Genomic DNA, 24835 nt, shown 5'->3' on the forward strand with positions numbered 1-24835 from the left:
CCACAGATTTTCTTTGCACTAATAATAATAATTAATATTATTATATTTTTTATTTTTTTAAACTAGATTTAAAAGAAAATAATAAATATCTTTTTTTTTTAATATCTTATTTTTAATCTTAACATGTGTTATCTTTAATTAAATGTTAATATTATTACAAATAATTTTGAATTTTTTTAAAAAGGTTTTAATATGTCAAATTTAAAAAATTTTGATGTAATTGTTATTGGAGCTGGACATGCTGGTACGGAAGCAGCTACGGCTTCTTCAAGAATGGGTTGTAAAACATTATTATTAACTCAAAAAATGACAGATTTGGGTGTTTTATCTTGTAATCCAGCTATTGGAGGGATAGGAAAAAGTCATTTAGTCAAAGAAATAGATGCATTAGGTGGAATTATGGCTGAAGCTATTGATCATTCAGGGATTCAGTTTAGAATATTAAATTCGAAAAAAGGTCCTGCGGTAAGATCTACTAGAGCTCAAGCTGACAGAATCTTATATCATAAAACTATAAAAAAAATATTACAAAAACAAAATAATTTGTCTATTTTAGAAGAAGAGGTTAAAGATCTTATTTTTAAAAATTATATTGTTTCAGGCGTTTTGACAAAAAACGAAACGTGTTTTTATTCTAGATCAGTTGTATTAGCAACAGGTACTTTTTTAGGTGGTAAGATTCATATAGGACTAACCAGTTATTCAGCTGGGAGGATGGGAGATAAATCTTCTATAGATTTATCTTTTCGTCTAAGAGATTTATCTTTAAAGGTTAATAGATTGAAAACAGGAACTCCACCTAGAATCGATGTTAATACTATTAATTTTGATAATTTATTTGTACAACACGGAGATATTCCAGTTCCAGTTTTTTCGTTTATGGGAAATGTTTCAAATCATCCTAAACAAATTCCATGTTATCTTACACATACCAATGAAAAAACACACGAAATAATACGTAATAATTTAAATAAAAGTCCTATATATACAGGCTTTTTAAAAGGTTTAGGACCTCGTTATTGTCCATCTATTGAAGATAAAGTTGTTAGGTTTTCTGATAAAAAATCACATCAAGTTTTTTTAGAACCAGAAGGATTATCTAGTATTAAAATATATCCTAATGGTATTTCTACTAGTCTTCCATTGGATATTCAACAAAAAATAGTTGCATCTATTAAAGGTTTAGAATTTGCTAAAATTATAAGTCCAGGATACGCTATTGAATATGATTTTTTTGATCCAAAAGATTTGAACTTGACTTTAGAAAGCAAGTTGATTAAAGGATTGTTTTTTGCTGGTCAAATTAATGGGACAACTGGTTATGAAGAAGCAGCTTCTCAAGGATTGTTGGCGGGTTTAAATGCAGCATTAAATGCTATGAATGCTGGAAGTTGGTTTCCCAGACGAGATCAAGCATATTTAGGCGTTTTAATAGATGATTTAACTACACAAGGCACACAAGAACCATATCGAATGTTTACTTCTCGTGCTGAGTATCGATTAACTTTAAGAGAGGATAATGCAGATTTACGTTTAACAGAAATTGGACGAAAATTTGGTTTAGTAAATGATTTAAGATGGGCGCGTTATAATCAAAAAGTATTAAATATAAAAACAGAAATGAATCGTTTAAAAGCAATAAAAATACATCCTAAGTCCATTGATGCTAATGTTTTAAAAGAGTTATATAATTTCAATTCTATTAAAGAAATAAATTTAATTGATTTATTAAAACGACCAGAGATGACATATAAAAAATTACAATCTTTAAATTTTGTAAAATCAGGAATTTCTGATCTAGAAGCTATAGAACAAATAGAAAATGAAATTAAATATTCTGGTTATATTAAAAGACAATTAGAAGAAATTAATCGACATCTCAAAAACGAAAATACTTTTTTATCACCAACTTGTGATTATAATAAGATCAAGGGTTTATCTTATGAAGCAGCTACAAAATTAAATCAACATAAACCTTTTTCTATTGGTCAAGCATCACGTATTTCTGGGATCACACCTGCTTCTATTTCGATTTTATTGATTTATTTAAAAAAAAAATTTTATAAAGATCTTCTATCTTAGATATATTTTTTTTCATTTTAAAAATTAAGATTTGATTTTAATTTTTTTTTATTTAAAATACATAATAATTTTTATTCAATAATTTTTAAAAGCGACTGTTTGCTGAATTGGTTTTTTTCATTATATAATCTTTTTTAAAATTATAAAAAAATGAGAGTAATTTGTTATGATTTTAGAAAAGATATCTGATCCTCAAAAATATATTAGCCATCATTTACATCATTTACAGATAGATTTGCGTACTTTAAAAATTATTAAACCGGGAATGTTTTCTTCTTATTGGAGTTTAAATATTGATTCAATAATTTTTTCTCTTACATTAGGAAGTTTGTTTTTGGGTTTATTTTATTTTGTAGGAAAAACTATTACTAAAGGAGTACCGAATAAATTACAAGCAGTAATTGAATTAATTTTTGAATTTATTAATGTTAATGTAAAAAATATGTATCAAGGGAATAATCCCCTTATTGCACCTTTATCATTAACTGTTTTTATCTGGGTGTTTTTAATGAATCTAATGGATTTAGTTCCAATTGATTTTGTTCCATTTATTTCTGAAAAAATATTTAAATTACCTGCTATGCGTATAGTGCCTTCTGCTGATATTAACATTACATTGTCAATGTCACTAGGTGTTTTTATTTTGATTTTATTTTATACTATTAAAATAAAAGGATATATAGGTTTTATAAAAGAACTTATTTTACAACCTTTTAACCATCCAGTATTTTCTTTTTTTAATTTTATATTAGAATTTGTTTCATTATTGTCTAAGCCAATTTCTTTAGGGTTAAGACTTTTTGGGAATATGTATGCAGGAGAAATGATTTTTATTTTAATTGCAGCTTTGCTTCCATGGTGGTTACAATGTTTTTTAAATGTACCATGGGCTATTTTTCATATTTTAATAATCTCACTACAAGCTTTTATTTTTATGGTATTAACTATTGTATATTTATCAATGGCTTCTCAATCTCATAAAGATTGAAATTTATTTTGTAATTTTATTACAAATTGGAGTTAATAATGGAAAATTTAAATGTTGATATGCTTTATATAGCAGTAGCTATCATGATTGGATTGGCAGCAATTGGAGCAGCAATTGGTATTGGTGTTTTGGGTAGTAAATTTTTAGAAGGAGCAGCTAGACAACCTGATTTAATCCCTTTATTAAGAACACAGTTTTTTATTGTAATGGGATTAGTTGATGCTATTCCTATGATTGCTGTAGGATTAGGTTTATATATGCTTTTTGCTATTTCATAACTTTTTTACTTTAAAAAACGATATAGATTATTTTAAGATTTTAGAAAAAATCTTTACGTTTTTTAGATAACGTAAAGATTAATTTATTATTTAATACACAAGGTTTATTACTGTGAATCTTAATGCAACAATTCTTGGACAGACTATTTCATTTTTTTTATTTGTTTGGTTTTGTATGAAATATATTTGGCCGCCTATTATTTGTGCTATTGAAAATAGACAAAAAGAAATTAAAGAATCATTAATTAATGCAAAGCAAGCTCAAGATAAATTACATATTATTGAAAAAACTATAGATGAACAACTAAAAAAGGCTAAACAAAAAGCATCAAATATTTTAAATGAAGCACATTCACAAAAGTTATTAATTTTAGAAGAAGCAAAAAAAAATGCTTTACTAGAAAGTAAAAAAATTATTATGCATGCTCAATCAGAAATCAACATTGAAATGATACATGCAAGAAAAAAATTATTTAAAGAGATACTAGATTTATCTCTTGCTATAGCTGAAAAAGTAATCAAGAAAAATATTTCTAAAAATGAAAACAAGGAATTAGTAGAACAATTAATTATTTCTTTATCAAAAGAAAAAAATTATAGGTAAAATTTTTATGTCATTAGAAGATACTATTGCTAGACCTTATGCTAAAGCAATTTTTGAGACTGCTGTTGAAAATAATTCTATTGAAGAATGGAAAGATCTTTTAATTTTTATTAGTAAAATATCCTCTTATAAAAAAATGAAAAATTTTTTATCTGGTTCTCTTTCTTCAAAATATTTATCAAAAGTTTTTATTGAAGTTAGTAAAGACATGGTTACTAAAAATTCAATAAATTTTATAAAATTATTAGCAGAAAATCAACGTTTTAAAATATCAAAAAATATATTAAAAAAATTTTTGCAATTAGAAGCATGTTATAAAAATATTATAGTTGTTGAATTAAAATCAGGATCACCTTTAAAAGATTGGCAATTTAAATATATAAAAGAAAAGTTAGAACAATTTTTTTCTAGAAAAATTAAATTCGTTTGTAAAAGAGATGCTGATATAATTGATGGTATAATTGTAAAAATTAACGATACAGTTTTTGATTTATCTGTTCAAAATTATCTTAAACAATTATCTAGTGTTTTAAAGTTTTAAATTTTTAAGAGAATAATATATGCGATTAAATTCTACAGAAATTAGTAAATTAATTAAAGAAAGAATAGCTCACTTTGAAGTATTTAATCAGTCATATAATGAAGGTCTAATTATTTCTGTTAGTGATGGTATTATAAGAATTAATGGTCTTTCTAACGTTATGTTAGGAGAAATGATTTTACTTCCTAATGATCAATATGCTATTGCTTTAAATATAGAAAGAGATACAGTAGGGGCAGTAGTTATGGGTCCTTATATTAATATTTCTGAAAATACTAAAGTTCAATGTACAGGCAGAATTTTAGAAGTTCCAGTAGGAGATAATTTATTAGGTCGAGTAGTGAATGCATTAGGCTCTCCTATAGATGGCAAAGAAGCCATAAAAAATCATATTTATTATCCAGTAGAAACAGAAGCACCAGGAGTCATCGAACGTCAATCAATTGATGAACCAATACAAACTGGTTACAAAATTATAGACTCTATGATTCCTATTGGTAGAGGACAACGTGAACTAATTATTGGTGATAGACAAACAGGAAAAACCGCTCTTGCAATTGATACTATTATCAACCAAAAAAAAACTGGTATTAAGTGTATTTATGTTGCTATTGGACAAAAACTTTCAACAATTATTAATGTTGTTAAAAAGTTAGAAGAGAATAATGCTTTATCAAATACCGTCATAGTAGTTGCATCTGCTTCTGAAGCAGCAGCTTTACAATACTTAGCACCTTATTCTGGTTGTGCAATGGCAGAATATTTTCGTAATCAAGGACAAAACGCTTTAATTGTTTACGATGATTTATCTAAACATGCAATAGCTTATCGTCAAATTTCCTTATTACTACGCAGACCTCCTGGCAGAGAGGCTTTTCCTGGAGATATATTTTATCTTCATTCTCGTTTACTAGAAAGAGCATCTCGTGTTTCTGTAGAATTTATAAAAAAGATTACTAAGAACAAAATTATTGGGAAAACAGGTTCTATTACTGCTTTGCCTATAATTGAAACACAATCTGGAGATGTTTCTGCATTTGTTCCTACTAATGTGATTTCTATTACTGATGGTCAAATTTTTTTAGAATCAAGTTTATTTAATTCTGGTATTCGTCCTGCTGTAAATCCTGGTATATCTGTATCTCGTGTAGGTAGTGCTGCACAAAGTAATATTATTAAAAAATTATCTTCTGGTATTCGTACAGCATTAGCACAATTTCAAGAATTAGCAGCTTTTTCTCAATTTTCATCTGATTTAGATGATGCAACGAAAAAACAATTAGATTACGGTCAAAAAATCACAGAACTATTAAAGCAAAAACAATACTCTCCCATGTCTATATCTGAACAAGCTCTAATATTGTTTATTGCGGAAAATAATTCTTTGGAAAACATTCCTGTTTATGAGATTATTAGATTTGAAAGTGAAATATTACTGTATGCTAAGAATTATTTTTCTAAAATAATGAAAAATATTGATAAAGAAAAAATTTTTGATATTTCTATAGAAAAAGAATTTACAGAATTAATTGCTAATTTTAAAAAAAATCAATTTTTAATATAATTATTTAATAGAAAAGAGATACTAGTGGCTAGTACAAAAGAGATAAGAAATCAAATCAGTAGTGTAATTAATACAAAAAAAATTACTAAAGCAATGGAAATGGTTGCAGTTTCTAAAATGAGAAAAACTGAATTAAAAATGAGATCTGGAAGACCATATGCTGATACTATCAGAAAAGTAATTAATCATGTTGTGCAAGGAAATCTAGAATATAAACATAGTTATTTAGAAAATAGAAAAATTACACGGATAGGAATTATTATTATATCTACTGATAGAGGATTATGCGGAAGTTTAAATACTAATCTTTTTAAACAAGTACTACTTAAAATGCAAAATTTTGCTAGACTTAATGTTCCATGTGATTTGATATTATTTGGTTTGAAAAGTTTATCTGTATTTAAATTGTGTACAAGTAATATTCTTGCACAAGTAACTAATTTAGGAGAATATCCTAACATATTAGAATTAATTGATCCTGTTAAAATTATTTTAGAAAGATATCAATCTAAAAAAATTGATAAAATTTTTATTGCCTATAATAAATTTTATAATAAAATGTTGCAGAAACCTAAAATTGTTCAATTACTTCCTTTATCAAATACTGATGTTATAAATCCTAAAAGTAAAAATTGGGATTATTTGTATGAACCTGAATCTAAGTTGATTTTAGATACTCTATTTAATAGATATATTGAATCTCAAATATATCAAAGTATATTAGAAAATATAGCAAGTGAACAAGCTGCTCGCATGATGGCAATGAAAATAGCTACAGATAATAGTAGTAATCGTATTAAAGAATTGCAATTAATTTATAACAAAGTTCGACAGAGTAATATTACTCAAGAATTAACTGAAATTGTTTCAGGCGCATCTGCAGTTTCACTTGATTAAAAATTAGTTAGAGGTTTAAAAATCATGACTGATGGCAAAATTATTCAAATTATTGGTCCTGTAGTAGATGTAGAATTTAATCAAGATTCAACACCAAAAATATATAGCGCTTTAGAAGTTCAAAATAATCAATCTAAGTTAATTTTAGAAGTACAACAACAATTAGGTTCAGGTGTTGTAAGAACGATTGCCATGGGTTCTTCTGATGGTTTAAAAAGAGGTTTGTCTGTTATTGATCTCAAACATTATATAAAAGTACCAGTAGGAGAAGCAACCTTAGGTCGTATAATTAATGTATTGGGAGAAACTATAGACAACAAAGGTCCATTAAAAAGCAAAAATAATATTGAATATTGGGAAATTCACCGTTCTCCTCCTAGTTATAAAGAACAAACCAGTTCTCAAGAAATCCTAGAAACCGGTATAAAAGTTATCGATTTGATTTGTCCTTTTTCTAAAGGAGGAAAAGTTGGTTTATTTGGGGGTGCAGGAGTTGGTAAAACAGTAAATATGATGGAATTGATTCGTAATATTGCTATAGAACATTCTGGTTATTCAGTTTTTACTGGAGTTGGGGAAAGAACTCGAGAAGGTAATGATTTTTATCATGAGATGAATGATTCAAAAGTTTTAGATAAAGTTTCTCTTGTGTATGGACAAATGAATGAACCTCCAGGAAATAGATTACGTGTAGCTTTTACAGGTCTTACTATTGCAGAAAAATTTCGTGATGAAGGAAAAAATGTTTTGCTATTTATCGATAATATTTATCGATATACCTTAGCTGGAACAGAAGTTTCTGCTTTACTAGGTCGAATTCCTTCTGCAGTAGGTTATCAACCAACTTTATCTGAAGAAATGGGTTTACTTCAAGAAAGAATAACTTCAACGAAAAAAGGTTCGATTACTTCAATTCAAGCCGTTTATGTTCCTGCTGATGATTTAACTGATCCTTCTCCAGCAACAACTTTTGCACATTTAGATTCTACAGTTACATTAAGTCGTCAAATTGCATCTTTAGGTATTTATCCTGCTATTGATCCTTTAAATTCAACTAGTCGTCAATTAGATCCCTACATTGTAGGAGATGAACATTATCAAACAGCATTAGGAGTTCAATCAATATTACAAAGATATCAAGAATTAAAAGATATTATTGCTATTTTAGGTATGGATGAACTTTCAGAAAAAGATAAATTACTAGTATCAAGGGCTCGAAAAATACAAAGATTTTTATCTCAACCGTTTTTTGTTGCAGAAGTTTTTACCGGTTTTTCAGGAAAATATGTGTCATTAAAAGATAATATTCGTGCTTTTAAAGGTATTCTCGCAGGAGAATTTGATGCTTTTCCAGAACAAGCATTTTATATGGTAGGTTCTATTGAAGAAGCTATAGAGAAGTCAAAAAAATTATAATTTTAAAATATTTGGACATATCTATGAATTTTTATTTAGACGTAGTTAGTTTAAAAAAATCTATATTTTCTGGTCTTGTAAAAAAAATACGTGTATCTGGAAGTGAAGGTGAACTTGGCATTTATCCTGGACACACTCAATTATTAAGTATAATTAAACCTGGTTTAATATATATTTCTCATATAAATAACAAAAAAGAATATATTTATATATCAGGAGGAATCTTAGAAGTGCAGCCTAATATTGTATCTATTTTAGCTGATGTAGCAATTCATGCTATCGATTTAAATCGAGAATATATTTTAAAAGAAAAACAAAATGCTGAAGAAAATATTAAAAATGAAAATACAGAAATAGAGAAAAAAAATATTTTATTAAAAATTTCTCAAGAAATAGCTAAACTGCGTGTTCTTGAAATTATGGATAAATTTAAATGAAAAATCATATTTCGCGGCTGGTTTTTCCTGCCGCAATTGTAAGATGTTTAAAATATTTTTAGATATCAATATTTTCTGCTTTTAAAGCGTTTTTTTCTATAAATTTTCGTCTAGGTTCAACTGAATCTCCCATAAGAGTGCAAAATAAATTATTAGCTGAGATTGCATCTTTGATAGTAACTTGTAACATATTTCTAGTTTCAGGATTCATTGTTGTATTCCATAATTGTTCTGGATTCATTTCTCCTAGTCCTTTATAACGTTGTATAAATAATCCACGTTTAGATTGTTTTATTAACCATGATAATGTATTTTTTATGTTATCTATTTTATAAATAGAACCTTCTTTTTCTATAAAAACATCATGAACAAAATATTTTTTAAATTTTTTTCCTAGATTAGTGATTAATAAATATTCTTTGCTTGTAAAAAATTCTTCTTTAAAATCGTATTTTGTAGAATTTGCATATCTAGATATTTTAATAGTTGGTTCAAATATATTTTTCTTTAAGTTTTTTTGAATTTCTGAAGAATAATAACTATTATTGGTATTTATTTTGTTTAATTTTTGTACTAATGTGTCTATCCAATTTTTTACTATTTCAAATTCTTTTAAATTTGATAAAAAAGGATGGTAGATAAGTTCATTAAATAAAGACATTGGAAAATAATATTTATTTTTTTTTAAAGTAGTTTTAATTGATTTATATGTAAATACCATTTCTTTAAATATTTTAATATTTTCATTCACAATTACATGTTTAGAATTTTTTAAAATTATCTCTTTTAAGGCATTTTTAATTTCATATTTATTCATTTCTTCATCATTTTTAATGTATGTTTCTTTTTTTCCTTTTTTTATTTTATATAAAGGAGGTTGCGCAATATAAATATATCCTTTTTCTATTAACTCAGGTAATTGACGATAAAAAAAAGTTAGTAATAATGTACGAATATGAGCACCATCTACGTCAGCATCTGTCATAATAATAATATAGTTATATCTTAATTTATCTATATTATATTCATTTTTTCCGATTCCACAACCTAAAGCAGTAATAAGAGAAGCGATTTCTTGAGATAAAATCATTTTTTCAAATGTTGATTTTTCTACATTTAATATTTTTCCTTTAAGAGGAAGAATTGCTTGATTTTTTCGATTCCTACCTTGTTTAGCTGATCCGCCAGCTGAATCTCCTTCTACTAAATAAATTTCTGAAAATTTAGGATCATGTTCTTGGCAATCAGACAATTTACCAGGTAACGTGCCTAAATCTAGAACACCTTTTTTTTTATTTATTTCTCTAGCTCGGCGTGCTGCTTCTCTTGTTTTAGCAGTATTAATAATTTTTTGAATAATAGATTTTGCATCAGAAGGATTTTCTAAAAGATATTCAATAAGATTTTCATTTATTAATGATTCTATTACTGATCTTGCTTCAGAAGATACTAATTTATCTTTCGTTTGAGATGAAAATTTTGGATCAGGAATTTTAATTGATATGATAGCTGTTAATCCTTCACGTATGTCTTCGCCTATAATTGTTGTTTTATTTTTTTTATTATAGCCTTCTCTTTCTATATGTAAATTTAAAGTTCGCGTCATACCAGAACGGAAGCCAGCTAAATGTGTTCCTCCATCTTTTTGTTTTATATTATTAGTAAAACAGAGTATATTTTCTTGATGAGATGTACTCCATTGCATTGCAATTTCTAATTCTATTTTTTCTTTTATAGATCTAAAATAAAATATACGTGAATGAATAGGTGTTTTTTTGATGTTTAAAAATTTAATAAATGCTTTTATCCCACCTTTATAATGATAATTTTCTTTTATATTTGTTCTATTATCTTGTAAATAAATTGCAATATTAGAATTAAGAAAAGATAATTCTCGTAACCTTTTAGATAAAATTTCATATTGAAATTTTGTATTGTTTGTAAATATTTTATAGCTTGGCCAAAATCTTATATATGTTCCTGTAATATCAGTTGTACCAATAATAGTAAGAGAATTTTGTGGTTTTCCGTTTTTATAAATTTGTTGATATTGTTTTTTGTTTTTGTAAATTATTAATTCTAATTTTTCAGATAAAGCATTTACTACTGAAATTCCAACTCCATGCAAACCTCCTGATATTTTATATGAAGAATTATCGAATTTACCACCCGAGTGCAATACAGTCATAATTACTTCTGCAGCTGAAATATTTTCTTCAGGATGAATGTCAGTAGGAATTCCTCTGCCATTATCTTTTACTGAAACTGAATTGTCTGAATGAATAGTTACTATAATTTCTTTACAATAACCTGATAATGCTTCATCAATAGAATTATCTACTATTTCAAAAACCATATGATGCAATCCACTACCATCATCTGTATCACCAATATACATGCCTGGTCTCTTACGAACAGCATCTAATCCTCTTAATATTTTAATATTAGAAGAGTTATATATATTCTTCATAATTTTTTTTTGTTGATTCCTTTAAATTAAAAAACACTAATTTTAGTAGATTCTTTTTATAAGAAAAGAATAATATGTTAATAATTTTTAGATTATTAATTTTATATAATAGAATTTTAAAAATTTTAGCGTTTTAGCAACATTACTACATATATTGTTGAAGTATCATTTTCCGCTTCTATTTGTATAGAACTGTTCATGTTATTAACATATAGCAATATATTTTCACTAGTAATAGAATTTAAAACATCTAATACATAATAAACATTAATTGATATTTCTATATTTTCACCAGAATAATTTATATTGAATGTATCTTGGACTATTTCTTCTTCTTGATTATCAGATAATACTTTAAATTGATTATTTTTAATATGTATTTCTACTCCACAAAATTTTTCATTTGATAAAATTGCAGCACGTAATAAAGATTGTTTTAGCAATTTATTTTTAAAAATAATAGGATTATGTTTTGTTTTAAGTAAAACACTTTTATAATCAGGATATTGTCCTTCAATCAATTGTGCTGTAAAAATTAATTTTTCTATATATATTCTAATATTGTTTTTTCCAATCAAAATACGTATTTTTTGTTCTGAAACACTTAATAATCTATGTAATTCAAGAACTCCTTTTCTTGGAATAACTATTGAAAAAGGAAGAATTTTCTCTTTTAAAAGAGTACATGACATGCTTAAACGGTATCCATCTGTAGCAACTACAGAAAGAATTTCTCTCTTATTTTCAAATAGCATACCATTAAGGTAATATCGTACATCTTGTTTCCCCATTGAAAATTGTGTTTTTTCAATCATTTTTTTTAAAATATTTGAAGATATATAAAGTTCTGAAATATGAATAAAATTATTATGATTTGGAAAATTATCAGAAGGTAAAGTAGCTAATATATATTTACTATTATCAGAAATAATGTGAAGTTTGTTTTTTTTTAATTGTATTTCAATTTCTGATGATTCTAATGCATTTCGACAAATATCTAAAAGTTTACGACCAGAAATTGTTATAGCACCAGATGTATATTCATTTAGCATGTTGATATTAGATATTAATTCTATTTCTAAATTTGTTGCTGTTAATGATAAAATTCCATTTTTAATTGTAATTAGTATATTTTCTAAGATAGGGAAAGAAGTATTTTTTATAAGTAAACGATTTATTTTTTGTAAATGTTTAATTAAAATAGTGTTTTTAATATTAAATTTCATATAATCACATTGATAAAGTTTGAATTAAAATTGAAAAATCTTTTTTAACATCGTGACTTTCTTTTCGTAATTGCTTGATTTTACGACATGCATGCAGTACTGTTGTATGATCTCGTCCACTAAATGCATTTCCAATTTCAGGAAGACTATAATTAGTTAATTTTTTTGCTACTGCCATAGCCATTTGTCTTGGACGAGCTATTGATCGTGAACGTCTTTTAGATAACAAGTCGGAAACTTTAATTTTATAATAATCTGCTACTGTTTTTTGAATATTGTCAATTGTAATAATTTTATTTTGTAAAGCAAGTATATCTTGAAGTGCTTCACGAACAAAATCTATAGTAATAGTACAATGAGCAAATCGAGAATTAACAATAACTCGATTAAGAGCTCCTTCTAATTCACGAACGTTAGAACGTAAATGTTTAGCAATAAAAAGAGCTACTTCATTAGATAATACAATTTTATTTTCATCAGCTTTTTTAATGAGAATAGCTACGCGCGTTTCTAGTTCTGGAGGTTCTATGGAAACTGTAAGACCCCAACCAAATCTTGATTTAAGACGTTCTTCAACACCATCTATTTCTTTAGGATAACGATCAGAAGTTAAAATAATTTGTTGATTTCCTTCTAATAAAGAATTAAAAGTATGAAAAAATTCTTCTTGCGAACGTTCTTTATTTGCAAAAAATTGGATATCATCAATTAATAATGCATCAATAGAACGATAATATAATTTAAATTTTTCAATTGCATTATTTTGAAGGGCTTTTACCATATCTTGAACAAAACGTTCAGAATGCATATAAACAATTTTAATATCATATTTATATTCTAAAATTCCGTTACCAATAGCATGTAGTAAATGAGTTTTTCCTAGTCCTGTGCCACCATATAAAAATAATGGATTATAAGAGTTTCCAGGATTGTTAGCTACTTGAAATGCTGCAGCTCGTGCTAATTGGTTAGATTTTCCTTCTATAAAATTTTTGAAATTATATTTTTTATTAATATTAGAACAATAAGATGTATTGTTAAAAATTGTTTTTTTGTTCAAGATTATTTTTTTGTGTTCATTTTTAGAACTATTTAAAATATTTTTTTTAAATTTTTTTTCTTTATCATTTTTATATATTTCAAATTTTATTAATGGAATATTAGAACCACAAAAATCTTTTAGTATTTTTTTAAAATAGATTAAGTACTTATCTTTTACCCAATCTAACACAAATTCATTTGGAGCGTATATTTTTAAAACATTATTGTTTAGTTTGGCTTTCAGAGAGCGTATCCATATACTAAACTCTGTATTTGGTAGCTCATCTTGTAACCGGTCAAGACACTGTTTCCAAAGACAAAGTGACACGGTAGACTCCAAGCGAACAAAATTGATAAAATTTGGAAAATTGTTTTTTTATATGTTCATTTTGATATATGTAATTTACATAAAAGTATTTATATAAAATTATATTTTTTTACGTTAAAAGTTATACAATGTAAGGTTGGAGAGTATAACGAACAGGATTCAATATATTATTGAAATATTTTATTTATTTTAAGAAGTGATTATGAAATATATTATTATCTTTATAAATGAAAATATATTTATCATAATAGAATATAAAATTAAAAATATTTTTTAGATAAGTCAATTATAAATTTATGTTTTTTAATTGATATTATTAATAATAATTTTTATATTAGATTATTTCAGTAAAGTTCATTGACTATATCTTTGAGAATAATTACTCTTAGTAATAATAATAACATTTTACATAACGTGTAATATAAAATAATTAGGGAATATTAAAATGAAACGAACTTTTCAACCATCGATATTAAAACGTAATCGTTCGCATGGATTTAGAATTCGTATGTCAACAAAAAATGGTCGTTATATTTTATCACGTAGACGTGCTAAATTAAGAACACGTTTAACTGTTTCTAGTAAATAGCAGGTTAAATATTGTGTGCAATTATTGTTTTAAAAAAAAAATGCGATTATCAAATTCTATATATTTTCAGTATGTTTTTAAAAATCCCTTTAAAATAGATACTTTAGAAATTAGTGTCTTAGGACGTTCAAATTTATTAGAATATCCAAGATTAGGTCTTAGTATACCCCGTAAGAACATTAAATACGCTCATCATAGAAATTTAATTAAAAGACTAATTCGAGAGACTTTTCGTTTATTACAGCATAAATTGATTTTAATGGATTATATAGTTATAGCAAAAAAGAATATTCTTCATTTTAATAATAAAAAATACACAATAAATATATTGAATGGTTTGTGGTCTAATTATTTTAAATAATTTTTATTTTAAAGAATTTTTTTTATTTTAAATTTAATAAATATTTTATAAAAAATTTATTTTTATATATTTTTCTTATAATATATTGTTTTATTTTAATATAATTTAAATGATTTTTTATTAATTAAATTAATATTATTTTAATTATAGAAAATATAATTATTTTACCTTTAAATATTAGAGATAAAAGTGAATATTAATTATGGAAGTACAACGTAATTTTTTTATTTTTGCTTTTTTATTCGTTTCTTTTTTAGTATGGCAAGCTTGGCAAAATCAATCATTTTTAACTAGTAAAAAAAATGAAAGCATAAATTCAACATTTGGATCTATCAATGAACAACGTAATATAAAAAAAATTTTTATTAAAAATGATGTAATTAGTTTGGTTATTAATATGTATGGCGGGGATATAGAAGAAGCTGATTTATTAGCATATAAAAATACGTTAAATTCATCTGAACCATTTAAATTACTTGAAACTACATCTGATTTTATTTATCAAGCACAAAGCGGGTTAATTGGACGAGATGGTCCAGATAGTGCAATTCATAATACTAGACCTTTATATAATTCTAATAAAAAAATATATAAATTACAAAAGAATCAAAAAGAACTACGTGTCCCTATAACATGGATTAATAAAAATGGTGTAATTTATAAAAAAATATTTATTCTTAAACCTAATAGATATGATGTTCAAATAGAATATCATATTCATAATTTAAGTAAAAATGCATTAAAAATGAATATGTTTGGACAAATAAAGCAAACAATTCATTTGCCTGAAAAACGTAATATTTATAGTAGAAATTTTGCCTTACAAACATTTCGTGGTGCTGCTTATTCCAGTAATGATAATAAATATGAAAAATATAAATTTGATTATATTTCTAATAATCAAAATTTACATGTTACTACTGAAAATGGTTGGATTGCAATGTTACAACAGTATTTTGCTGTAGCTTGGATTCCTAAAAATTTAGGAAAAAATACAATATATACATCTAGCTTGGATAGTGGAATTGCGGCAATTGGTTATACAACTCCTACAATTGATATTCCTCCTCATGCAAGCGGTACTATAGAATCAAAGCTATGGATTGGTCCTGAAATACAAAAAGAAATGCAATTAGTTGCAAAAAATCTAGATTTAACAGTAGATTATGGTTGGCTTTGGTTTTTATCTCAACCATTATTTAAATTATTAGCTATTTTATACAATATAATAGGAAATTGGGGTGTTTCTATTATTTTAATTACTTTTTTCATGAAAGGAATAACTTATCCTTTAACTAAAGCTCAATACAATTCTATTGCTAAAATGCGTTCATTACAACCTAAGATTAAGGAAATAAAAGAAAAATACACTCACGATAAGAAGCGTATTAGCCAAGAAATAATAAATTTATATAAAAAGAAAAAAATTAATCCTTTAGGTAGTTTTTTGCCTATTTTTATTCAAATGCCTATTTTTTTATCGCTTTATTATATGCTTATAGGATCTGTTGAATTACGACACGCTCCTTTTTTATTATGGATTAATGATTTATCTGATCAAGATCCATACTATGTATTGCCAATAATAATGGGTTTAACAATGTTTTTTATTCAGAAAACATCATCTACTAATAATGTTTCTGATCCATTTCAAAAAAAGATTATGAATTTTATACCTGTTGTTTTTACAGTGTTTTTTTTATGGTTTCCTTCAGGATTAGTTTTATACTATATAATTAGTAATTTAGTTACTATTATACAACAAAAGTTTTTTTTATCTTATAAACCTAAAAAATAGTTTGAAAAATATTTTTTTATGTTTAATTATTTAACATTAAATTAACATTTAAATTCTTAATTTATAAAGATAATAATTATATTATGCATGATAAAACTATTATTGCTCAAATTACTTATCCAGGAAAAAGTGCAGTTGGAATATTAAGAATATCTGGTTCTCAAGCAAAAATCATTGCTAAAGAAGTATTAGGGAAAATTCCTCTTCCAAGATTTGCTACTTATTCTAAATTTTTAGATGAATACAGCAATGTATTAGACAAAGGAATATCGTTATGGTTTCCTGCTCCTTGTTCGCTAACAGGTGAAGATGTATTGGAATTACAAGGACATGGCAGTCCATTAGTAATGGATTTATTAATTAAGAGAATTTTGTCTATTAATAATACTAGACTTGCTAAACCTGGAGAATTTTCCGAGCGAGCATTTTTAAATGGTAAAATTGATTTAATTCAATCAGAAGCTATAGATGATTTGATTAACTCAGAAACAGAATCATCTGTTCGTGCTTCATTACATTCATTAGAAGGAGATTTTTCTTTTTTTATTAAAGAGTTAATGAATATTATTATTGAATTTCGTATTAATTTAGAATCAACTATAGATTTTTCAGAAGAAGAAATTACTATTGATCTTGAAAATATAATTAATACAAACTTTAAAAAATTACATCTTAAATTTTTAAAAATTAAAAATACAGCAAAAGAAGGAATATTATTAAAAGAAGGAAAAAAAATAGTTATTGCTGGTCTTCCTAATTCAGGAAAATCAAGTTTATTAAATGTTTTATCATGTAAAAATCGAGCTATAGTTAGTGATATACCTGGGACTACACGAGATCTTCTTTACGCTTATATTAATATCAATAATATTTCTTGTGAGTTGATTGATACAGCTGGTTTACGCAATACAGACAATAAAGTAGAAAATATTGGAATAATGCGTGCTTGGGAAGTAATTAAAACTGCTGATCATATTTTGTTTGTTATTGATAAAACTATTAAAAAATCAGAACAAGAAAAAATATGTCATGAATTTATCAAAAATCTTTCTGATAGTAATATTAAAGTAACTTTTATTTTAAATAAAAATGATTTATTGCAAGAAAAATTTGGTATGAAAAAAATGGCAGGTTTATCTTTTATTAGTATATCAGCACGAACCGGTGAAGGTATTGATACATTACGTCAGCATATTATAAAACTAGAAAAAGATAACACTAAAGAAGGCGTTTTTATTGCTCGAAGACGTCATCTTCATCAAATTGATTTAGCATACAATGAGTTATTGTTAGCTGAAAAAAATTGGCTATCTTTTAAAAACGTCGAATTTTTGGCTGAGTCGTTGAGTATTATAAATAAATTGCTGGGCGAAATAACAGGTCATTTTAGTTCTCAAGAATTATTAAAGCGTATTTTTTCTAATTTTTGTATTGGTAAATAGAGATTAAAAAAAGTAGATATTAAAAATATGCCCGGAGGCGGAATTGAACCACCGACACGGGGATTTTCAGTCCCCTGCTCTACCAACTGAGCTATCCGGGCTTTTTTATATTAAATCATCAATTATTAAACTTTGTCAATGATTTTTTTATCATAAAATTTTATTAACATTTAATATAAATGTCATTTTTATATTTTCAATAATTAAATATTTAAAATATAAAAAATATGGATTTTATAAATAAAAAAATAAAAAAATAATATTTGCCCTTGAAAGTTTTCATAAAGATCCCTATATTGAAAAGTAATAGAAGTTATTAAATTTTAATATTTTTAAAAAATAGTTAGGATTATTTTACAGGAGCATTATCATATGAAAATTCGTCCGTTGCATGATCGTGTGCTTGTTAAGCGTCAAGAAGTTGAATCAAAATCTGCAGGTGGTATTGTGCTGACAGGTTCTGCTGCAGGAAAATCTACTCGAGGAACAGTAACTGCTGTCGGTAACGGTCGTGTTTTAGATAATGGAGAAATTAAACCATTAGATGTTAAAGTGGGAGATATAGTTATATTTAACGAAGGTTATGGTGCTAAAACAGAAAAAATTGATAATGAAGAACTATTGATTTTAACTGAAAGCGACATTTTAGCAATTGTTGAATAATAAACTAATATTCTAATCTATTGAAAAATTTATTTAAGGGAATGTCAAATGGCCGCTAAAGATGTAAAATTTGGAAACGAAGCTCGAATTAAAATGCTTCGAGGAGTCAATGTATTAGCAGATGCTGTTAAAGTAACTTTAGGTCCAAAAGGTAGAAATGTTGTTCTAGATAAATCTTTTGGAGCACCTAGTATTACTAAAGATGGCGTATCAGTAGCTCGTGAAATCGAATTAGAAGATAAATTCGAAAATATGGGAGCTCAAATGGTAAAAGAAGTTGCATCTAAGGCAAATGATGCAGCAGGAGATGGTACGACGACGGCAACACTATTAGCACAGTCTATAGTAAATGAAGGCTTAAAAGCAGTAGCAGCCGGAATGAATCCAATGGATTTAAAACGTGGTATTGACAAAGCTGTTATTAATGCTGTAGAAGAACTAAAAAATTTATCTGTACCATGTTCTGATTCTAAAGCAATTACACAAGTTGGAACTATTTCTGCAAATGCAGATGAAAAAGTTGGAGTTTTAATTGCAGAAGCAATGGAAAAAGTTGGCAATGATGGAGTAATTACAGTAGAAGAAGGAACAGGTCTTCAAAATGAACTTGAAGTAGTTAAAGGAATGCAATTCGATCGAGGATATTTATCTCCTTATTTTATTAATAAACCAGAAACAGGTATTGTCGAGTTAGAAAATCCATATATTTTAATGGCTGATAAAAAAATATCTAATGTTCGCGAAATGTTGCCAATATTAGAATCTGTCGCTAAATCAGGAAAACCATTATTAATTATTTCAGAAGATTTAGAAGGTGAAGCTTTAGCTACATTAGTAGTTAATTCAATGAGAGGAATTGTTAAAGTAGCAGCAGTAAAAGCTCCTGGCTTTGGGGATCGTCGCAAAGCAATGTTGCAAGATATTTCTATTCTTACCGGTGGTTCTGTTATTTCTGAAGAACTAGCTATGGAATTAGAAAAATCTACTTTAGAAGATTTAGGTCAAGCGAAACGGGTTGTTATTAGCAAGGATACTACAACAATAATTGGTGGTGTTGGAGAAAAACATAATATTCAAAGTCGTATTAATCAAATTCGTCAAGAAATACATGAAGCTACTTCTGATTATGATAAAGAAAAATTAAACGAGCGTTTAGCTAAATTATCAGGAGGAGTAGCAGTTTTAAAAGTAGGTGCTGCTACAGAAGTAGAAATGAAAGAGAAGAAAGCTCGTGTTGAAGATGCATTGCATGCAACTCGTGCTGCTGTAGAAGAAGGAGTAGTTGCTGGTGGTGGTGTTGCATTGGTTCGTGTAGCAGGTAAATTATCTGATTTACGTGGTCAAAATGAAGATCAAAATGTAGGTATTCGAGTTGCTTTACGTGCAATGGAAGCTCCATTGCGTCAAATTGTCTCTAATTCAGGTGAAGAGCCTTCTGTAGTTACTAATAATGTTAAAGATGGAAAAGGTAACTATGGTTATAATGCTGCTTCTGATGAATACGGTGATATGATAGATTTTGGTATATTAGATCCTACTAAAGTTACACGTTCTGCTTTACAATATGCAGCTTCTGTAGCTGGTCTAATGATTACTACAGAATGTATGGTAACTGATTTACCAAAAGAAGATAAATCTTCTGATTCTAGTTCTTCTCCTGCAGGAGGAATGGGTGGTATGGGCGGAATGATGTAATAAATTATTCTTCTTTTGATTAAATAAGTTTTAAATTAATTTAAAAATATCTTTCCTCAGGTTAATTATTCTGAGGAAAGTTTTTTCTTGTTTAGGTTTATATAAAAATATTAAATTTATTTAATAATTAAAAAAATTAATGTTTTGTTATTTTTAATATTATTTTTATATTCTAATCTAAAACTAAATAACTAAATTTTTTTTCAAAATTTAAAATACTTCATTATTATATTTATCAGAATTAAACAAATATAATATATTTTTTATCTTTTATAAGGTCTTTAATTTTTTCTAGAGACCTTAAAATTTTTTTATATATTGTCATTTGTAATAAAAATAGATTTTTTTAAATTATCTTTTATCATTACTGATAATAAAAAATGTAGTTTATCTAGTAAAAAGTTTTCATTAACTTGAAATTGAAAAAATTTATAATTTTCTTCCAAATAAAAAATTATTAATAATTTTTTTGTTTTTAATAGAATTAAATAGTTTTAGATAACTAATTATTTTTTTAGTTAATTTTTATATTTTTTATAAGAATAGAGGTGTATATGAGAGTATATTATAGCAATAATTTTCGTTTAGGTTGTAAAATTATATTTGAAAACGAACCATGTTTAATAGAATCCAGTGAATTTGTTAAACCAGGAAAAGGTCAAGCTTTTGTTCGTGTAAAATTAAGAAAACTTTTAACAAAACAACTTATAGAAAAGACATTTAAATCCACAGATTCTTTAGAAGTAGCCGATGTTATAGAATGTACATTATCTTATGTATATAATGATGGTGATTTTTGGTATTTTATTAATAATAATACTTTTGAAGAATTATCAGTAGAAGAAAAAATTATTGGTATGAATAAAAAATGGTTATTAGAACAAGATACATGTGTAGTAACTTTATGGAATAATAAACCGATTTCAATTACTCCTAAAACTTTTGTAAAACTTGAAGTTATAGATGTTCAAGCAACTCTTAAAGGAGATACAATTAATACTAGTGCTACTAAATTAGCCATATTAAGTACAGGTGCTGTAGTTAAAGTACCTCTTTTTATTCAATCTGGTCAATTGATAAAAGTAGACACTCGATCTGGTGAATATGTATCTAGAATTAAATGAAATATTTTTAATACTCATTTCCTTTAACATATTGTCTATAGCTATCCCATTCAAAAGTTAACCATAAACTGTTCCCTAAACGCATTCGATCAATTACTCGTTCACCTAATAAATTTTTCATGCCTTTATGATCTAAATTTGACAACATTCCTGTTGAACGTTTAGATGATGAACGTCGATCAACTATTTGATTAATAATTACTTTTTCATAGCGAGATTCAGTTTGCATGCCAATTTCATCAATCATTAATAAATCAACACTACTGAGATTATGTAGCAAATTTTCTTCTGTAATATTACTATTACCACTAAAAGTGCCTTTCATATTGGACATTAAGTCAGCAACTGTAACGATCAAGATGCTTTTTCCATGTAAAATCAAGTAATTTCCTATAGCAGATGCTAAATGATTTTTTCCGGTTCCAGGTTTTCCTGAAAAAATAAAACTAGCAATATTTTCATTAAATTCTTCTGCATATCTTTTAGATGCTTTTAGAACTTTTTTTTGTCCGTCATGTTCAATTTTATAATTATCAAAAGAACAATTCATATACAATTCCCGGATACCTGATCTTCCTAATACTCTCTGTATTTTCATTGCTTTGTTCTCTCGTATTATAGATTCTGAAGATAATCTTCCTTGTTCTTGATTCCAAGCTAGTAAATCTTCATCATTATCAAATTTGGGTTTAATATTATTAGGCATTAAACGTTGAAGACGTTTAAAGAATTCAGTATGAAATGTCATTATTTACCTCTAAATCCATGTGGTACAGTTTGATCTGGTGTTGGAATATAAGTAATATCTCTTTTTTTATTTGAAATATAATTATTTAGAGATCTGCTTTTTGATAAGCTTCTAGCTAGTTTTTGTTGCCATTGTATATGATAAAAAAAACAACCTTCTGCTTGCCAATAATTAATAAAACATAGAAGTTCAGCTTTTGATACCTCTTCAGTTAAAAAAAACCCCCATAATGCTGCTTGATGAATAAAATCTTTATCAGGTATCCACTGTAGATGCATTGCAAATTTTTGATTTATATTTTGTTTTTTATCATTTTTATCTGATAAGTTGTATTTTATATCAAATATTTTTTCAAATAAACAAGGTCTAATGACATAAAATACAGGAGTTTTATTTTTTAATATTACTAAACTACCATTATTTGACATTTCTAAAAATTTTATTGGGTTTTTACAAAATACATCAAGATTTATATTATCTGAAATAAATTTTTTCATAAATTTTATTACCTTATTTATTTTATTTTTTTATTTTTTATATATGATGAAAAATTTAAATTTTTATATTTTAAAAATATAAAGATAACATTCTATTTTATTTGTAATTTTCTTTTTATATAAAATCCAATTTTTTGACATTTTTATATTTTTTTTTTCTTGTTCTATATAAACAAGGGAGTTATTTTTAATCCATTTATTATTTTCTAATAAAGTAATAGTTTTTTTGATCAATCCTTGATAATAAGGTGGATCAATAAATATTATATCATATGGTTGATTATTTTTTTTAATCCAATGAAGAGCATTAGTATATAAAATTTCTGCATTAGATATATTTAATTCGTTAATATTTTTTTTAAGATTAAGAAATGTGTTTTTTTGTATTTCTAAAAAAGTTAAAAATTTAGCTTGACGAGATAGAGCTTCTATTCCTAATGAACCAGTTCCTGCAAAACAATCTAGGCATCGAGCGTTTTTAATATATTTAGACAACCAGTTAAATAAAGTTTCTCTTATTTGATTAGTAGTAGGACGTAAGTTTGAAATATTTTTAAAAGATATTTTTCTTCCTTTAAATTTTCCGGAAATAATATATACTTTATCTTTTTTTTTTACAGAATTATTATTCATAATATTAGATATTTTATGTTATTAATATAATTTATTTTATTATTAATAGTAATTAAAATAAATATGTTATTTTTTTATTTTTTTAAGAAATATTTAAAAATAATAAGATAATATAACTTTTTATAAAATATAAGGTTAAAATATGAAAGATAGTAAAAACAACAGTCTTTTTTCTTGGTTAAAGTCTAAAATAAAAAAAAGTAAAAAAATAGATACAATAAAAAACACAAAAGAACAAAAAAAAGATATTTGTAACAAAAAAATAAATATTACAGAAAATATATCAATTAAAAAAGATTATATTAAAGATAATAATATAAATAATTTAAATAATCTTGATTATCAATTAGATGTTAAAGAGAAAACAAAAATAAATTTTTTTTCACGTTTAAAAATTAGCTTAAAAAAAACAAAAATTTTTTTTGGAGATAGTATTAATAATATTTTTTTATCAAAAAAAATTGATGATCTTCTTTTCCAACAATTAGAAGAAAAAATGTTGCTTGCTGATATAGGAATTAATACTACTGATCGAATTATTAATAGATTAATTAAAGATGTAAATCGTAAGGATTTAAAAAATTCTGAAAAATTATATTTTTTATTAAAAGAGAACATGCATTCTATTTTAAAAAAAGTAACGTTACCCTTAATAATATCAAATCATAAGCCTTTTATAATTTTAGTAGTTGGAGTAAACGGTGTAGGGAAAACTACAACAGTTGCTAAATTAGCACAAAAATATAAATTAGAAGGTAAATCCGTAATGTTAGCTGCAGCCGATACATTTCGCGCGGCCGGCATAGAGCAATTGCAAATATTAGGACAGTTAACTAAAATACCAGTCATAGCACAACGTTCTGGTTCAGATCCAGCTGCAGTAATATTTGATGCAGTAAATTCAGCAAAATCAAAAAAAGTTGATATTTTAATTATCGATACAGCAGGAAGATTACATAATAAACGTCATTTGATGGAAGAATTAAAAAAAATAGTTAGAGTAATAAAAAAAATAGATATGTCTGCACCACATGAAATAATGCTAATTATTGATGCTTGTAGTGGACAAAATACTATACAACAAACAGAGATATTCCATCAAGCATTAAATATAACTGGTATCGTAATCACAAAGCTAGATGGGACAGCAAAAGGAGGAGTTATTTTTTCATTAGCTGATCAATTTAAAATTCCTATTCGTTATATTGGAATTGGTGAAAAAACGCAAGATTTAGGTGAATTTAATAGTAAAGAATTTCTTAAAGCTATTTTTATAGAAAAATAATTGTACATTGTATTACATATAATTTGTATTTTTTATATAAATCTTTGATTTATATTTTTAATTGAAGTATTATATCAATGTCCCACATATTTATAATTCAGTAATGTAATTCGTTGATGCGGGAATTA

23 protein-coding genes and 1 tRNA gene are annotated in these 24835 nt (G+C 25.7%); 17 read left to right on the forward strand and 7 right to left on the reverse strand.

The genetic code is table 11. The annotated features are described in order from the left end of the window. The first annotated feature begins 192 nt into the window (after positions 1-192). The 9 genes from mnmG (at position 193) to D9V59_RS00045 (ending at position 8807) form a co-directional block, all read left to right on the forward strand. Positions 193-2082 (forward strand): tRNA uridine-5-carboxymethylaminomethyl(34) synthesis enzyme MnmG, encoded by a 1890-nt coding sequence (gene mnmG / locus D9V59_RS00005; protein WP_158363872.1) that lies wholly within the window; start codon positions 193-195, stop codon positions 2080-2082. Between the two features lie 166 nt (positions 2083-2248). Continuing rightward, complete coding sequence (gene atpB / locus D9V59_RS00010) at positions 2249-3070, forward strand: F0F1 ATP synthase subunit A (RefSeq protein ID WP_158363874.1); 822 nt, start codon at positions 2249-2251, stop codon at positions 3068-3070. Positions 3071-3108: 38 nt separating this feature from the next. Next, a complete protein-coding gene (gene atpE / locus D9V59_RS00015; RefSeq protein WP_158363876.1) occupies positions 3109-3348 on the forward strand; it encodes a F0F1 ATP synthase subunit C in 240 nt (79 codons plus the stop codon). Positions 3349-3460: 112 nt separating this feature from the next. Next, positions 3461-3952 carry a F0F1 ATP synthase subunit B gene (locus D9V59_RS00020; RefSeq protein ID WP_158363878.1) on the forward strand — a complete coding sequence of 164 codons (492 nt, stop codon included), beginning with the start codon at positions 3461-3463 and terminating at the stop codon, positions 3950-3952. Positions 3953-3959: 7 nt separating this feature from the next. Next, a complete protein-coding gene (locus D9V59_RS00025) occupies positions 3960-4493 on the forward strand; it encodes a F0F1 ATP synthase subunit delta (RefSeq protein WP_158363880.1) in 534 nt (177 codons plus the stop codon). 19 nt (positions 4494-4512) lie between these two features. Next, the gene (gene atpA / locus D9V59_RS00030) at positions 4513-6057 is read left to right on the forward strand and encodes a F0F1 ATP synthase subunit alpha (protein ID WP_158363883.1); all 1545 of its coding nucleotides are present in this window, start codon (positions 4513-4515) and stop codon (positions 6055-6057) included. Positions 6058-6081: 24 nt separating this feature from the next. Further along, entirely contained in the window at positions 6082-6954 is an 873-nt protein-coding gene (gene atpG / locus D9V59_RS00035) for a F0F1 ATP synthase subunit gamma (protein ID WP_158363885.1), read from the forward strand. Positions 6955-6978: 24 nt separating this feature from the next. After that, entirely contained in the window at positions 6979-8370 is a 1392-nt protein-coding gene (atpD, locus tag D9V59_RS00040) for a F0F1 ATP synthase subunit beta (protein WP_158363887.1), read from the forward strand. 17 nt (positions 8371-8387) lie between these two features. Then, positions 8388-8807, forward strand: coding sequence for a F0F1 ATP synthase subunit epsilon (locus D9V59_RS00045; protein WP_261979415.1), 420 nt, complete (start codon positions 8388-8390; stop codon positions 8805-8807). A 58-nt stretch (positions 8808-8865) separates the two neighbouring features. Here the strand turns inward: D9V59_RS00045 and gyrB are convergent, their stop codons facing one another. The 3 genes from gyrB to dnaA form a co-directional block, all read right to left on the reverse strand. Continuing rightward, the gene (gene gyrB, locus D9V59_RS00050) at positions 8866-11277 is read right to left on the reverse strand and encodes a DNA topoisomerase (ATP-hydrolyzing) subunit B (protein ID WP_158363891.1); all 2412 of its coding nucleotides are present in this window, start codon (positions 11275-11277) and stop codon (positions 8866-8868) included. 125 nt (positions 11278-11402) lie between these two features. Continuing rightward, entirely contained in the window at positions 11403-12503 is a 1101-nt protein-coding gene (gene dnaN / locus D9V59_RS00055; RefSeq protein ID WP_158363893.1) for a DNA polymerase III subunit beta, read from the reverse strand. A gap of 4 nt (positions 12504-12507) precedes the next feature. After that, positions 12508-13872: a chromosomal replication initiator protein DnaA gene (gene dnaA, locus D9V59_RS00060; protein WP_158363895.1), complete on the reverse strand. Its 1365-nt coding sequence runs from the start codon at positions 13870-13872 to the stop codon at positions 12508-12510. Positions 13873-14317: 445 nt separating this feature from the next. On the opposite strand from dnaA, the gene rpmH reads away from it, so the two are divergent. The 4 genes from rpmH (at position 14318) to mnmE (ending at position 18062) form a co-directional block, all read left to right on the forward strand. Further along, positions 14318-14461: a 50S ribosomal protein L34 gene (rpmH, locus tag D9V59_RS00065; protein WP_158337881.1), complete on the forward strand. Its 144-nt coding sequence runs from the start codon at positions 14318-14320 to the stop codon at positions 14459-14461. Between the two features lie 40 nt (positions 14462-14501). Next, complete coding sequence (gene rnpA, locus D9V59_RS00070) at positions 14502-14822, forward strand: ribonuclease P protein component (RefSeq protein ID WP_261979386.1); 321 nt, start codon at positions 14502-14504, stop codon at positions 14820-14822. Positions 14823-15024: 202 nt separating this feature from the next. Then, positions 15025-16620: a membrane protein insertase YidC gene (gene yidC, locus D9V59_RS00075; RefSeq protein ID WP_158363900.1), complete on the forward strand. Its 1596-nt coding sequence runs from the start codon at positions 15025-15027 to the stop codon at positions 16618-16620. Positions 16621-16700: 80 nt separating this feature from the next. Beyond that, positions 16701-18062: a tRNA uridine-5-carboxymethylaminomethyl(34) synthesis GTPase MnmE gene (mnmE, locus tag D9V59_RS00080; RefSeq protein ID WP_158363902.1), complete on the forward strand. Its 1362-nt coding sequence runs from the start codon at positions 16701-16703 to the stop codon at positions 18060-18062. Between the two features lie 28 nt (positions 18063-18090). Here mnmE and D9V59_RS00085 read toward each other — a convergent pair. Beyond that, positions 18091-18163: transfer RNA gene (locus D9V59_RS00085), tRNA-Phe, on the reverse strand. A gap of 271 nt (positions 18164-18434) precedes the next feature. Here D9V59_RS00085 and D9V59_RS00090 point away from each other — a divergent pair. From D9V59_RS00090 to efp, 3 genes are all read left to right on the forward strand, one after another. After that, the gene (locus tag D9V59_RS00090) at positions 18435-18725 is read left to right on the forward strand and encodes a co-chaperone GroES (protein WP_158363904.1); all 291 of its coding nucleotides are present in this window, start codon (positions 18435-18437) and stop codon (positions 18723-18725) included. A gap of 48 nt (positions 18726-18773) precedes the next feature. Further along, a complete protein-coding gene (groL, locus tag D9V59_RS00095; RefSeq protein WP_158363906.1) occupies positions 18774-20420 on the forward strand; it encodes a chaperonin GroEL in 1647 nt (548 codons plus the stop codon). A gap of 554 nt (positions 20421-20974) precedes the next feature. Continuing rightward, the gene (gene efp / locus D9V59_RS00100; RefSeq protein ID WP_158363908.1) at positions 20975-21544 is read left to right on the forward strand and encodes an elongation factor P; all 570 of its coding nucleotides are present in this window, start codon (positions 20975-20977) and stop codon (positions 21542-21544) included. A gap of 7 nt (positions 21545-21551) precedes the next feature. Here efp and dnaC read toward each other — a convergent pair whose 3' ends face one another. The 3 genes from dnaC to rsmD form a co-directional block, all read right to left on the reverse strand. Next, positions 21552-22292 carry a DNA replication protein DnaC gene (dnaC, locus tag D9V59_RS00105; protein ID WP_158363910.1) on the reverse strand — a complete coding sequence of 247 codons (741 nt, stop codon included), beginning with the start codon at positions 22290-22292 and terminating at the stop codon, positions 21552-21554. Next, positions 22292-22789 (reverse strand): DnaT-like ssDNA-binding domain-containing protein, encoded by a 498-nt coding sequence (locus tag D9V59_RS00110; protein ID WP_158363912.1) that lies wholly within the window; start codon positions 22787-22789, stop codon positions 22292-22294. Before D9V59_RS00110 ends, dnaC begins: the two co-directional genes overlap by 1 nt. Before the next feature lie 63 nt (positions 22790-22852). Continuing rightward, the gene (gene rsmD, locus D9V59_RS00115) at positions 22853-23422 is read right to left on the reverse strand and encodes a 16S rRNA (guanine(966)-N(2))-methyltransferase RsmD (protein ID WP_158363914.1); all 570 of its coding nucleotides are present in this window, start codon (positions 23420-23422) and stop codon (positions 22853-22855) included. A 142-nt stretch (positions 23423-23564) separates the two neighbouring features. On the opposite strand from rsmD, the gene ftsY reads away from it, so the two are divergent. Further along, positions 23565-24707 carry a signal recognition particle-docking protein FtsY gene (gene ftsY, locus D9V59_RS00120; RefSeq protein WP_158363916.1) on the forward strand — a complete coding sequence of 381 codons (1143 nt, stop codon included), beginning with the start codon at positions 23565-23567 and terminating at the stop codon, positions 24705-24707. The last annotated feature ends 128 nt before the right edge of the window (positions 24708-24835 follow it).

The organism is Buchnera aphidicola (Artemisaphis artemisicola), assembly GCF_005082365.1.
Taxonomy (GTDB): Bacteria; Pseudomonadota; Gammaproteobacteria; order Enterobacterales; family Enterobacteriaceae; genus Buchnera; species Buchnera aphidicola_AR.